At 52.9% G+C, this 12708-nt stretch carries 11 protein-coding genes and 1 tRNA gene; 2 read left to right on the top strand and 10 right to left on the bottom strand.

The window, feature by feature from the left end; genetic code table 11:
• Window positions 1-154: 154 nt before the first annotated feature.
• The 3 genes from glyS to ACOQPM_RS20460 all read right to left on the bottom strand — a co-directional run bounded on the left by glyS (window position 155) and on the right by ACOQPM_RS20460 (window position 5442).
• Window positions 155-3130 carry a glycine--tRNA ligase subunit beta gene (glyS, locus tag ACOQPM_RS20450; RefSeq protein WP_420632110.1) on the bottom strand — a complete coding sequence of 992 codons (2976 nt, stop codon included), beginning with the start codon at window positions 3128-3130 and terminating at the stop codon, window positions 155-157.
• Between the two features lie 602 nt (window positions 3131-3732).
• Complete coding sequence (gene recO, locus ACOQPM_RS20455) at window positions 3733-4515, bottom strand: DNA repair protein RecO (protein WP_420632111.1); 783 nt, start codon at window positions 4513-4515, stop codon at window positions 3733-3735.
• A 3-nt stretch (window positions 4516-4518) separates the two neighbouring features.
• Window positions 4519-5442, bottom strand: coding sequence for a protoglobin domain-containing protein (locus tag ACOQPM_RS20460; protein WP_420632112.1), 924 nt, complete (start codon window positions 5440-5442; stop codon window positions 4519-4521).
• A 114-nt stretch (window positions 5443-5556) separates the two neighbouring features.
• Here ACOQPM_RS20460 and ACOQPM_RS20465 point away from each other — a divergent pair, with 114 nt between their 5' ends.
• Window positions 5557-5835, top strand: coding sequence for a ubiquitin-like small modifier protein 1 (locus tag ACOQPM_RS20465; protein ID WP_420632113.1), 279 nt, complete (start codon window positions 5557-5559; stop codon window positions 5833-5835).
• Window positions 5836-5838: 3 nt separating this feature from the next.
• Window positions 5839-6096, top strand: coding sequence for a DUF1952 domain-containing protein (locus ACOQPM_RS20470; protein ID WP_420632114.1), 258 nt, complete (start codon window positions 5839-5841; stop codon window positions 6094-6096).
• A gap of 72 nt (window positions 6097-6168) precedes the next feature.
• Here ACOQPM_RS20470 and ACOQPM_RS20475 read toward each other — a convergent pair whose 3' ends face one another.
• From ACOQPM_RS20475 to dnaX, 7 genes are all read right to left on the bottom strand, one after another.
• Window positions 6169-8004: an aldehyde ferredoxin oxidoreductase family protein gene (locus ACOQPM_RS20475; RefSeq protein ID WP_420632115.1), complete on the bottom strand. Its 1836-nt coding sequence runs from the start codon at window positions 8002-8004 to the stop codon at window positions 6169-6171.
• A 176-nt stretch (window positions 8005-8180) separates the two neighbouring features.
• Complete coding sequence (gene cdd, locus ACOQPM_RS20480; protein ID WP_420632116.1) at window positions 8181-8579, bottom strand: cytidine deaminase; 399 nt, start codon at window positions 8577-8579, stop codon at window positions 8181-8183.
• Between the two features lie 91 nt (window positions 8580-8670).
• Window positions 8671-9693 (bottom strand): NTP transferase domain-containing protein, encoded by a 1023-nt coding sequence (locus ACOQPM_RS20485; RefSeq protein ID WP_420632117.1) that lies wholly within the window; start codon window positions 9691-9693, stop codon window positions 8671-8673.
• A gap of 59 nt (window positions 9694-9752) precedes the next feature.
• Window positions 9753-9823: transfer RNA gene (locus ACOQPM_RS20490), tRNA-Gln, on the bottom strand.
• 126 nt (window positions 9824-9949) lie between these two features.
• Entirely contained in the window at window positions 9950-10552 is a 603-nt protein-coding gene (recR, locus tag ACOQPM_RS20495) for a recombination mediator RecR (protein WP_420632118.1), read from the bottom strand.
• Window positions 10553-10936 carry a YbaB/EbfC family nucleoid-associated protein gene (locus tag ACOQPM_RS20500; RefSeq protein ID WP_420632119.1) on the bottom strand — a complete coding sequence of 128 codons (384 nt, stop codon included), beginning with the start codon at window positions 10934-10936 and terminating at the stop codon, window positions 10553-10555.
• A 53-nt stretch (window positions 10937-10989) separates the two neighbouring features.
• Window positions 10990-12642, bottom strand: a complete 1653-nt coding sequence (dnaX, locus tag ACOQPM_RS20505) for a DNA polymerase III subunit gamma/tau (protein ID WP_420632120.1) — start codon at window positions 12640-12642, stop codon at window positions 10990-10992.
• Between the last annotated feature and the right edge of the window lie 66 nt (window positions 12643-12708).

Raw genomic sequence — 12708 nt, forward strand, 5'->3', positions numbered from 1 at the left:
ACAAATCCAATTAGTTGAGCCTGCCCAAATTATACCGTAGACCTTACAAATGTTCTAAAAGATGGGGCGGAACGGCCGTAATGTTTACGACCATCTAACATTGGGCATACGGCCGTAAAAACAACAACGAATTTAACTTAGCGTAAGGAGCAAATTAGAACCCCTCAAGCTCCGACAAGTCTGCCAGACCAGTCGTTAATGAAGCAATTTTTTGCAACAACGCCAGACGATTTTCACGCACGGCCGTTTCCTCATCCATCACCAACACATCATCAAAAAAGCCGGTAATCACTGGCTTCAAATCACGCAAGGTGGCGACGAAGGTGGTCATCGTGCCATCTTGCTGAGCGGCGGCTTGTTGAGTGGCGGCGAGAAGCTGCTGCTCTGCGGGCAAGGTGAAGGCGTCGGGGCGCAGGGTGAACGTTTCGCTTTGGCTGCGGGTGATGCGGACGCAGCGGGCGTAGGCATCCAGCAGCTCCGGCCAATCCTCGGCGGCGATGGCTGCGGTAAGCGCGGTGGCAACCTGGGACGCTTTGTACGGATCGTGCCCCAATTCTGCCAAAACCGCCTTCACCACAAAGGCAGAGTGACCTAAATCGCGCAAGACGCCTTCGAGACGGCCGTTTACAAAGCCCATCATCTTCTGCAACACAGCCTCGTCACACGGCACCGGCAGCAGTTTGGCTGCGGCGGCAAACGCGGATCGCAAATCAAATGGTTGCTCATGGGCAACCAGGTTCTCGATAAGGTGCAGCGCGGCGCGGCGCAACGCAAATGGATCGTTGGAACCTTTGGGAGCCAAGCCAGCAGCAAACAAACCAGCCAAACTGTCCAATCGATCCGCTAAGGCCAGCGCCATGCCCGCTTGGCTGCTGCTGACGGCGTTGTACTGCCCCGCAATCGCCTCGGCGACGGCCTCGCTTTCACCGCTGCGCTGGGCGTAATGCCCACCCATGATGCCCTGCAAGGAGGTCATCTCGACGACCATGTTGGTAGCCAAATCTGCTTTGGAGAGGGCAGCGGCGCGAACGGCCGTTTCCATCTCATCACCGTCCAAACCCAGCATTTCAGCCACGGCGGGCGTCAATTTTTCCAGTCGATGCACCTTGTCCAACATCGAGCCGAGCTTGGCCTGGAAGGTGAGCGTCGCCAAATCGGGCAAGAAATCTTCAAGCTGGCGCTGGCTGTCCTGGTTGTAGAAAAATTCGGCGTCGGCAAAGCGGGCTTTTAGCACATGCTCGTTGCCATTCACCACAAAATTGAGGTGCTTTTCATCCCCGTTCCGCACAGCAATGAAGTAAGGCAGCAGTTGATTGTTGGCATCGTAAACCGGGAAGTACCGCTGGTGCTTACGCATGACGGCCACCAACACCTCGGCAGGCAACGCCAAAAAACGCTTGCTAAAGCGGCCCCGCAGTGGCGTTGGTTTTTCCACAAGATTAGTCACTTCGTCCAGCAAAGCGGGGTCATCGGGGATGGTTCCCCCCATTTCGGCGGCGAGCTTGCTGGAAACGGCCGTAATCTGCTGCTGCCGCTTCGCTTTGTTGATGACGATGCTGTTCATCCGCATGATGCCGCCGTAGTTGCGGGCATCGTTGATGATAATTTCCGGGGAGTCGTACGGCCGTAACCCACGACTGGTACGCCCGCTGGCAATCCCGGCGTAGCTGAACGGAATGACATCCGGGCCAAACAAAGCCACAATCCAGCGCAGCGGACGGCTGTAACTAAGGTTGGTTCGGTTCCAGCGCATACTCCGGTCAAACTTGAGACTAGCAATAAAATCAGGCAGTTGTTCAGCTAAAACCGCTGCGGCGGGACGGCCGTCTTCGCGCACAACCGCAGACACATATCGCTTATTCCCTTCTTCCACAATTTGCAAATCAGCCACGTCCACGCCCTTGCCCCGCGCAAAACCGATGGCGGCTTTGGTGGGGTTGCCATCGGCGTCGAAGGCGCGATCTGCGGGCGGCCCTTTGGCAACAGATTCCAAATCGGGCTGGCGACCAATGAGGCCGTGCACCTGCACCGCCAGACGGCGAGGCGTGCCATCCACTTCGATGCTGCTGTAGGTGAGACGGGCATTTTTGAGCAGGTTGGGTACGGCCGTTTGCAACTGCTTCAACGCCGAATCCAAATCAGACACCGGGAGCTCCTCACTGCCTATCTCCAGCAAAAACGTTTGCGGCGTCTCCGACTGAGCAAACTGCACGGTTTGAGGACGACTGAGGGAAACGGCCGCTTCCTGCAAATCTTTCAGCAGCGGATGACCCAATTCCTCACGCTGTGCTACATACAATTCAGATACTTTTCGTGCCATGCCGCGCATCCGGCGGAAATAGTTGGCCCGCTCTGTCACGCCCACCGCGCCTCGCGTATCTAAAATGTTAAATAGATGGGAGCATTTCAGATTGTAATCGTGCGCCGGAATGACCAACCCGGCCTCAATGCACCGCTTGGCTTCGCTTTCGTAAGTGTCGTACACCTGGCGAATGCTGTCTACGTCGGCCACCTCAAAATAGTAGCGGCAATGTTCAATTTCGCTTTGCAGCAGCACATTTTCGTAGCTGATGTCCGTACCGTAGGCCATCTCCCAGACGCTATCCACACCCTGCAACGCCAGGGCAATGCGATCCAAGCCATAGGTAATTTCCACAGAAACCGGATCGAGCGTGACGCCACCTGCCTGCTGAAAGTAGGTGAATTGGGTGATTTCCTGGCCGTCGAGCCACACTTCCCAGCCCAGTCCCCAGGCGCCCAGCGCGGGGCTTTCCCAGTTGTCTTCCACAAAGCGGATGTCGTGGTGGCGGGGATTGATGCCAATCGCTTCTAAACTTTTGAGATACAACTCTTGCGGATTGCCCGGATCAGGCTTGAGAATGACTTGAAGCTGGTGGTGCATCTGCATGCGATTGGGGTTGTCCCCGAAACGGCCGTCGTCTGGCCGAATACTGGGTTCCACGTAGACCACATTCCACGGCTCCGGCCCCAACACCCGCAGCACCGAAGCAGGGTTCATCGTACCAGCCCCCACCTGCACGTTGTACGGCTGCTTTACCAAACAACCTTGACTTTTCCAATAATCAAGCAACCTTAAAATAATATCTTGAAACGTCAGCGATTCGCTCATGAAAACCTTTTTTGCCACAGAGGTCACAGAGGTATTTGAGAAAATACCATATCAATTATTGTGCTGTCACTGTTCAAAATCAAAGATTACGCAGATTGAAAAGATTAAAAAATCTGGTAAATCAGCGAAATCTTTGATAAAGTCTTTGCCAAGCACATTATTTGTTGAAGTAGGGCTTTTCAGTAGTCCAACTCTATCAAAAAACGGACGCGGACGAGCGCGGAAAACGCGGAAAATAAAGGATTTATCCGCGTTTTCCGCGTTAATCCGCGTCCCTTCGGCTAATAATGCGGACTTTTGAAAAACCCTTTTTGTTGAAGAGCCTAAATTCTAAACTCGAATGAACAGCCGACGATTATAGCATGGGGGGGAGGTGATGGCATCCTACCCGAAATGTAATCACGAATTTAACGAATAGACAAATAACACGAATTTCTTATTCGTTTCATTCGCTAAATTCGTATCATTCGTGATTTAGTTTACCTACATGTGCAACTTTCATTTTACCAGAGAGGAGTTGGTATCCTCAGATGCCAACGGTCGCATTTGAGAATGCTCCCTCCTCTGGATGCAGTGTAAAAGTTGTACATTGCGTTTAGTTTTTATTCTGGGGAGAGCAGGAGGGCGGCTTCACGGCGGAGGCGGTGGAGGAATTCGACGGATTTGAGGTCGCGTTCCAGGACGTAGGTGATGTAGAAGTGCATCACGTTTTCTAGCTCGGTGTGGACGGTGCGCTTGAGGCGCAGGGCATGAACCGTGTCCCATGGCCGTGTTTGCAGGTAGCGGAGGACTTTGATGGCAACAGCCGTTACCGCCATCGCTCGCCGATCTTCATCCTTGCACTCAGGACACAGCACCCCGCCCAGCTCCCCGCTAAAAAATTGATCCTGCTCCTCAATTGCCTCGCCGCAGGCAACACAGTGGAACAACTGTGGCCGAAAACCAGCCAGCCCCAGCAAACGCAATTCGTAAAAACGAGCTACTAACAACACATCATCGTGGTTGGTGAGCCAACCTAGCGCATCGGCTAGCAGCTGGTAGATGCCGCTGTGCTTGTCTTCTTCCACCGTGAAGCGATGGAGCAATTCAACCAGATACGCGGCGTAGGTTGTTAGGACGAGATCATCTCGCAGAGCACTGTATGGCTCCACCATTTCTGCCTGGGTGAGGATGGCGATGTCTCGCCCGCTGGCAAAGAGGAAGTTTGAGCGCATAAACTGCTCTACATGCCCCGTTTTGCGACTTTGCGGCTTGCGTGCCCCCTTGGCAATCGCTTTTATCTTGCCAAAGTCACGAGTGTAGAGGGTGAGCAGACGGTCTGCTTCGCCAAAGTCAGTGCGGCGTAGCACAATGGCTTCGCTGCGGAAGGTACGTTCTCTTGCCATTGATTAACGCCCTGGAGGGAAGATGCTCACTTTGTCGCCTGGTTGAATAATTTGGTTGGAACCGTTTTCAAAGCTGATGTTACGGCCGTTTAGCAACACCAGCCACCCCTTTTTGGCCCAATATCGCTTTTCCGGAACCAGCCAGGGGCGACCCTGTTCATCCACCCTATCTTTGCCGAGCCACTCCACAGCTAGCGCATCAGGACGTATCTTGGGGAAATAGTTAAAGAAGCGTCCCAGTACGGTTGCCATGCGGCTATCTTCTGGTAGGTGCATCACCATACTATGGCGCCTTGTATAGTTCCGCACCCGGCCAAAAAAGGATAGCTCTATCGGGAAGTCTCCTTCATCCCAGGCACGGGCGGTTTGGTAGCCCAGCAGCATCAGGTGCAGATGCAGGCTCAGCAGTTTGTTCCAACTAGCAAGGGCAGCTGGCACAATGGGGTTGCCAGGCATTTCTTCTGTAAGGAAGCGAGCAAACGTCGCATTCACCAAGCTAATGGAGCCGATTACATACATCTTTGGTACGTGTACCTGACGTGGGCCGTGCGCGGCATGAACCTGCCCAGCATGAAAGAGATAGTGTGCAAAATCGTGGCTTAAATCCAAACCCAGCGTGCGTGCCAGCCAAACGGTGAAGAAGCGTCGCCGCTCGGCTAAATGTTCTGGGTTGGCCCCTTTCTCCCAACCGAGAATTACGGCCGTATCGTGGTGATTCAGCAAATAATCATACGTGCCTACCACCAGCTCATGCCCCCGCCGAAACAGAGGTTCCACCGTGGCCAGCATGGCATCAAAATCTGGCTTACCCAACCCCAAAAAGTGCTGAAGCCTGTCCCACTCTTCTTCCGGGGTTGGGCCTAATTTTGACAGTTGCCAAGTATCATCGGTGGCGGTACGGCCGTTAAATTGGGCAAATGCTTTCATAAAAAGTTCCTGTGAGGCTACAAAAATTGGTCTGCCTATCTTATCATGAAAACTACTATCGTGTCATTTTGTGGTAAGATTTATTGACCAACCCGACTCAGGAGAATAACCGCTATGAAAGTGAACTTTTTTGCCACCCTGCGCCCCATTGTGGGTCAAAAAACAGTCGAAATCGATCTGCCGGAAAATACAACCGTGCAGCAGTTTGTGGAGATGGTGGTGACAGAATACCCCCCCATGCGTAAAGAGCTACTGGATGAAGATGGGAATCTGTACCGGCATGTCCACGTTTTCGTAAACGGCCGTGACGCACCCTTTCTGGAAAACGGCATGGACACTGTTATTCAGTCAGAAGATACGCTAAATATTTTCCCAGCCGTTGGAGGAGGATAAATCGTGTATAAAGAATCGAGACAAATACGAGGCATCCCCCTTTGGCTCCTGCGGGAATATTTGGAAGAGTTGGGGGGAACGGCCGTAACTGAAAACCGCGTTGAGGGCGAAGGCTGGACCATTACCCTCGCTAAAATGGAACCCTTTGCGCTTGGGTCGCTGCGCGTAGGGCAGGTGATGATGGAGATTGAAGGCGAAGACGAAGTCATCGCCCGCCTCAATCCTGAACTGGAAAAGAAAACGATGCGCGCTGGCGCGTAAATAAAAATTGGGTAATTGCGTAATTTTATCAATTACCCAACTACCCAATTCTCAAATTACCCAAATTGTTTACTATAAAATCTGCAATTCCTTCAACTTACCTTCCGGCACAACGCCATTTTCCCAGCCGCGCGCTGTGTAATACTCATCCAGCATCAGGTCTAGTTCGCAAACGTGGCCTTCAGAGCCGGGGTTGGTTGAGGGTTCTTCTGTAAACCGCTTCGGCAAGTAGTCGCTGCCTTCGCCAATGCCAGCCAGATTGTTGTAATAACGTTCCAAGTTGTAAATGCGTTCGCCAGCCAACAGCACATCATCGGCTGTAAATTCCTCCAGCCCCACGAAAGCAGCATACTGCTGGGCATATTCATCTGCACCCATGGCAAAAGCACTAAATTTACACAAATCTAAACTGTCAGAGAAAGCGTGAATGTCCTGGAAGATTTTCACCAATTCACCCTTACCTTTCCACTCCAGCGGGTCTACACTCAGCGATTGGAAGGGCATAATGTTTAGCTCGGCCGCTGGCGTGTAGGCACGCAGATGGCAAGCACCCCGGTTGCTGGTGGCGTAAGCAATGCCCATACCCTTCAACCCGCGCGGGTCGTAAGCGGGAATGCCTTGCCCCTTGACCGACATAGCAATTTCTGGATGCCCAAAGTGGTTGGCAACAGCATTCACCCCATCGGCCAATACATTACCAACACCCTCGCGGTGAGCTACCTTTTCGATAGTGGCTACCATAGACATATAATCGCCTTCAGCTAGGCCACCATCACCATTGGTCCACCCCTTGGTGGAAGCTTCAATATACGTCGCCAACACATCGCCGATTTCAATCGCATCCATCCCAAAATCGTTGGATTGATCAATCATCTTGGCGACGGAAGCAATATTGTCGTTACCGCAGTTAGCACCCAAAGCCCAAGCGGGTTCATACTCCACACTTTCCATACGCAGCCCAGCAAATTCACCGTCGGTGATTTCAACTTCTTTTTTACAGGCTACGGGGCAGGCGTGGCAGGTGGGATCGTTAACCAAATAGGTGTCGTTGACGTATTCGCCGCTAAGTGATTCTGCCCGTTCACCAAAGGAGGTGGTACGGCCGTTCAATGTCGGCAATGCACCCATTGTGTTGGTAATGTTCATCAAAACGTTGGTGCCATAAACAGACAAGCCCCCCTTCCTGGGGCTGGTAATGTTGGCCTCATCCATAATTGACGATAAGGCACGGGAGTGGGCTGGCTTCCAACGCTCTTTGCTGGCAGGGCGGGGCATCTTCTTCTTAGCTTTAATAACCACTGCTTTTAGATTTTTGCTGCCTCCCACGCAGCCGGTGCCACCACGGCCGCTGGCGCGATCATCTTCATTTACCCAGCAGGCAAACTTCACCATATTCTCGCCCGCCTGGCCAATGGCAATGACGGTCAAATCTTTTTCGCCATATTCCCCCTGGAATGTTTTGATTGTATCGTGAACACCCTTGCCCCAAACATGCGAGGCGTCACGCAACTCGATGGTATTGCTCTCTTCCTCAATATAGAGATATTTGGGCGATGCCGCTTTGCCCTTAAAAATGAGGCCATCGTACCCCGACCAGCGCAAGCGGGCGGCCGACCACCCCCCATGGTGACTGTCGGTAACAGTGCCGGTAAGCGGGGATTTGGTAACGATTGCCATACGGCCGCTCATATTTGCGGCCGTTCCAGTCAGCGGGCCATTCATAAAGCAAAGCCAGTTATCTGGCGAGAGAGGATCAACCGTGGGGCCAGCTTCTAACATATAACGCACGCCCAGGCCACGAGCGCCAATATATTTAAGTGCCCAATCTTCCGGTATCGGCTGAATATCGATCTGACCACTGGTCATATCAACATGAGCGATGCGATTTGCATATCCTTTAAGATTCATATGTTTTCTCCATTTGGGGTGCTATCGCCTAAAACAATAAATATTGCTGGCAATAAACATAGCTTTGGCTGATCAAATCAAAATAACGAGGATGTTGTGTAACAGTGTACATAAACTTTTTTAATTCCGCAAAAAGATTATGCTTACGACTGAGTTTCTTCACATTGGTTCGCCGATCACCCTAAATGCTCTGGTCCAAAATGGTCGGGGAGGAGTGTGTAAAGGGTCGTGTCACGGCCGTTTCCAGACCCATCTACCAAATAAACAGGCACGTCTCTGGCAAACTCAGTAAGCACCTGACGGCAAGCACCGCAGGGGGAACCCGCATTGTCGGTAGCCACAGCCACCGCCAAAATCTTACGATACCCGGCAGTGATAGCTTTGGTAACGGCCGTTCGCTCCGCACAAATCGTGAGGCCATAAGATGAATTCTCGACATTCACCCCAGTCACAATCGTGCCATCTTCCATTAGGAGTGCTGCGCCAACGGGATAGTTGGAGTAGGGAACATAGGCCTTTGCCCGAATTGCAATCGCTGCCTGAATGAGTGTTGTGCGTTGTTCTTCGTTAATCATCCTGTACTCCCGCACTGTAAATAAGTAAGGGCGAAGCAGTTGGTGAGAAGATGATTTTGCAATCCCAACATTTCGTCCAACTGCCTCGCCCCTATGCCTTGACGATTGAAAATGGGGCAACGGCCGTTCCTGCCGCCAACTTTGCCCCTTCAATCACCGCCTGTTCAATGTGGCAATTATCACCAACGGCCGCATTTCGCAAAATTGTGTTGGGGCCAATGATACAATCTTGGCCAACGGTCGTTTGCCCCTGCAAATAACTGTTCGGCCAGATAATTGTATCTTGCCCTATCGTTACGTCTGGGTCAATGTAGGTGCTGTCTGGGTCTACAATTGTTACCCCTTGCGCCAGCCAGCGGTTGTTGGCCCGACGACGAAACGCTTTTTCCACTGCCACCATCTCTGCCCGCGTACCAGCTCCCAGGCACTCGTCCGCATCGTCAGTAACAATAGCCTCAACGCCCCGATTTTGCTGCACCGCCAGTTCAATCATGTCGGTGAGGTAATACTCTTGCCCATTACGCGCTTGCCGCAAGGGCAGCTTGCCGACATTGGCCCACAGCCAGTCGGCGGCAAAGCAGTAGACGCCCACGTTTTGTTCTGGGATAGCTAGTAATTCAGCGGCATTCGGCCGTTTTTTAGCCTGCGCCACTTCTAGAATTTCGGTCACACGGCTATTTTCATTCCGCACCACCCGACCAAATGACGACTCTAGGCTACCCAGCACACTCAGCATCGTCACAGAAACTTTGGTTTCTCTTTGCAAATCAGCCAATCTGCCAAGCGTCGCCGCTTGCAATAGGGGCATGTCAGCATAGGTCACAATGACCTGCTCTGCCTGGCCGTCCAGCAGCGGTTTGGCCATTTGCGTCGCGTGGCCCGTGCCCAGCAACTCACTTTGCACTACATATTGCGCCCGGTTGCCAAACAACTGCTTCACGCCATCCCCACCTTTGCCAATAATTAGGACGGGGGGGATGGATGTGAGGGAAACGGCCGTATCAAACAAATGCTGCACCATTGGCTTACCGCCCACTTCGTGTAAAATTTTCTGCTTCTTGGAGAGCATTCGGCTGCCATGCCCAGCCGCGAGGATTACAATTGCTAGGGTCATATACATATAATTGAGTAAGATAAAAAAAGGACTGAGCTAAAACCCAGTCCTTTTATCTGCTGCGGTGCCTGGGATCGAACCAGGGATGGCGGATTCAAAGTCCGCTGCCTTACCACTTGGCGACACCGCAAAGACGGGGAAATGTTAGCACATTGAAAGGACGCTGACAAGCAAATCAATCTCTAATACAGGCAGTCTTCACAATAAAATGCAGGGCAGTTGGAGATTAAATTCACTAATCTCCAGTCTCCTGTTATTACAGTTCTTGCCGCCCTTCCAACGCCCGACCCAGCGTAATTTCGTCAGTGTATTCCAGGTCGCCGCCGACGGGCAGACCGCGCGCCAGGCGGGTTAGGCGCACATTTGTTTCTGCTAGGCGGCGCTGGAGGTAGAGTGCGGTAGATTCTCCTTCAAGCGTGGGATTTGTGGCGAGGATGATTTCCTGAAAATCACTTTGCTGCACGCGAGCAACCAGTTCAGCAATCTTCAAATCTTCCGGCCCAACCCCTTCTACTGGCGAAATTGCACCGTGGAGGACGTGGTAACGGCCGTTAAATGCCTGAGATCGTTCAATGGCCAACACGTCCAGCGGCTCCTCCACCACGCACAGCAGCCGGTCATCCCGCGCAGAGTCAGTACAAAGTGTGCAGGGGTCTTCTTCGGTGATGTGGAAGCAGCGACCGCAAAAGATGGTACGCTCTTTCATCTCTTGGAGCGCCCCAGCCAAATCCAGTGCCTGCTCATCTGCCATACGCAACAAATAAAAGGTAAGCCGCGCGGCAGATTTGGGGCCGATGCTGGGCAGGCGGGCAAACTCATTGATGAGCCGCTGCACGGGCTGCGGTAGTGCCGAAGCCATCTAGCCTAACCCCAATCCGCCCAGCATGTCGCTAAGACCGCCACCCAAACCACCAGTGATGCCTTCCATGCGTTCAGCAGCCATTGCCTGCGACTGCTCGATGGCGGCGTTGACGCCAGCTACGAGCATGTCTTGCAACATTTCGGCATCTTCTGGCGTAAGCAAGTCTGGGTCTACGGTGATGGATTGGATACGCTGATGCCCGGTGATGACGATGCTAATAGCCCCGCCACCTGCGGTAACGGTGATGGTTTCGTTTTCCAGTGCCGATTGGGCGTTGGCCATCTGCTCCTGCATTTGCTGCATTTGGTTCATCAGGCCGCCCGCGCTGGGTCTTTTGTTTTTCTTCGGCTTTGGCCGACCACGAAATGATCGTTTAGACATAGGTTTCTCCTTTACGCGCTAAGAAGCTAAGAAAGCGCGGCTACTTTACAAAATTACTCTTCTGAAACGGTGCCACCCAGTTCTTCTGCCAGGGCGCGGAAATCGTCCGGCTGCACCGGAACGGTGTATTCGCTGGTGACGACGCCCCGCACGGCCGTTTCTTGCCCTAGCAACTCTGTCAACGTATCGCCAACCAGCCGAGCCGCCCCCGCTAGGTTATCAAATTTATCTTTGAACAGCGGGTAATCGAAGCCGATGACTAGCGTACGCCCTTCAGCGGCGAGTGGTTTGCCCATGTTGAGCAACGCAGGCAGATTTTTAATTTTTTGGCCAGATTGTATTACCAAATCGGCCCAAACTGCCTGAACCTGCCGGACGGTGAGCGGTACGGCCGTTGGCTTTTCAACCGTTTTACCTGCTGGTTTGGCGGGTTCTGGCTGTGGCTCTGGTTCCATTTCAGGTGGTGGTTCGGGAACGGCCGCTTTAGCAGACTTCGCCTTTTTTTTCTTTTTCACAGGCTTGCTAGGGGGTGGTTGGGACTTAGGTGTTTTCGTGGGAACGGCCGCTTCGGAAGACTCAACTTTGTTAAGTAGCTCAGTACTGGCCGTTGTCGCCACCATTGGCGCATCTGGTAATAGTTGAATAAAGGCCATTTCCAAAGGAAGCTGGGGTTGCCAGCTACCAGCCGCAACCAGTGCGGCCTCGTTAAAACGCTTAATCGCCTCGATAAGCCCCTGGCGCGGGGCGCGCTGCGCCTGAACCGCCATCTCTTGCCGCTGCTCTGGCGTGGCCTCCAAAGGCAGTGCCTCGCCGGCAGCTTGCAGAAGCAGAAGTTCGCGCAAGTAAGTGACCATTTGGCGGCAAAACTGGCGCGGGTCTGTGCCAGATGCCAGCGCCTCGTGAATAAGCGCCAGCCCGCCAGACCCATCCCGATTGAGCCAAGCGTCGGTGAGCTTGCCCACCGCTTCGTTGGAGGCGGTTCCCAGCACCATTTGTGTGCGCTCGGCGGTGATCACATCATCTTTACCCACCACGAGCTGATCGAGCAAACTCTCTGCATCGCGCAGGCTACCTGCCCCTTGCCGGGCGATCATTTGCAATGCTTCTGGCTCAATGGTGAATGCTTCCTGGTCTGCTAGCCAGCGCAGTCGCCCGCTGATTTCCTCCTGGTTGAGCAGGCGGAAGTTAAATTGCTGGCAGCGGGATTTGATGGTGACGGGGACTTTGTGTTCTTCGGTGGTGGCTAGGACAAATTTAACGTGCGGCGGTGGCTCTTCCAGCGTTTTGAGCAAGGCGTTGAACGCGGCGGTAGAAAGCATATGTACTTCGTCAATGATATACACTTTGAAGCGGCCTTCGCTGGGGGAAAAGTTGATTTTGTCTCGCAGTTCCCGAATATCGTCCACGCCGGTATTAGAGGCGGCATCAATTTCGATCAGGTCGAGGAAACGGCCGTTGGCGATAGATTGGCAAATGGTGCATTCGTTACACGGCCGTTCCGCCAAATCCTCATGCAAACAGTTGACTGCTTTGGCCAGCAACCGGGCGCTAGTAGTTTTACCCGTGCCGCGCGGCCCACAAAACAGGTAGGCATGTCCCAAACGATCTGCGGCAACGCTATTTTTTAGCGTGCGCGTCACATGTTCCTGACCAATCACATCATCAAAACGGGCAGGTCGCCATTTACGATACAAAGCTTGGGACATGACGTTAGTTTAACATTCACCCTACCCCCTGACAAGCAGCCAGGAATAACCACCAGGATTTTTCAG

The organism is Candidatus Leptofilum sp., from assembly GCF_965223525.1.
GTDB lineage: Bacteria > Chloroflexota > Anaerolineae > Promineifilales > Promineifilaceae > Leptofilum.

What these genes read in the sequence shown, in the direction of transcription:
- glyS (WP_420632110.1), bottom strand. Translation starts at nt 3,130, where the DNA reads ATGAGCGAATCGCTGACGTTTCAAGATATTATTTTAAGGTTGCTTGAT.
- recO (WP_420632111.1), bottom strand. Translation starts at nt 4,515, where the DNA reads ATGGCAAGAGAACGTACCTTCCGCAGCGAAGCCATTGTGCTACGCCGC.
- ACOQPM_RS20460 (WP_420632112.1), bottom strand. Translation starts at nt 5,442, where the DNA reads ATGAAAGCATTTGCCCAATTTAACGGCCGTACCGCCACCGATGATACT.
- ACOQPM_RS20465 (WP_420632113.1), top strand. Translation starts at nt 5,557, where the DNA reads ATGAAAGTGAACTTTTTTGCCACCCTGCGCCCCATTGTGGGTCAAAAA.
- ACOQPM_RS20475 (WP_420632115.1), bottom strand. Translation starts at nt 8,004, where the DNA reads ATGAATCTTAAAGGATATGCAAATCGCATCGCTCATGTTGATATGACC.
- cdd (WP_420632116.1), bottom strand. Translation starts at nt 8,579, where the DNA reads ATGATTAACGAAGAACAACGCACAACACTCATTCAGGCAGCGATTGCA.
- ACOQPM_RS20485 (WP_420632117.1), bottom strand. Translation starts at nt 9,693, where the DNA reads ATGACCCTAGCAATTGTAATCCTCGCGGCTGGGCATGGCAGCCGAATG.
- recR (WP_420632118.1), bottom strand. Translation starts at nt 10,552, where the DNA reads ATGGCTTCGGCACTACCGCAGCCCGTGCAGCGGCTCATCAATGAGTTT.
- ACOQPM_RS20500 (WP_420632119.1), bottom strand. Translation starts at nt 10,936, where the DNA reads ATGTCTAAACGATCATTTCGTGGTCGGCCAAAGCCGAAGAAAAACAAA.
- dnaX (WP_420632120.1), bottom strand. Translation starts at nt 12,642, where the DNA reads ATGTCCCAAGCTTTGTATCGTAAATGGCGACCTGCCCGTTTTGATGAT.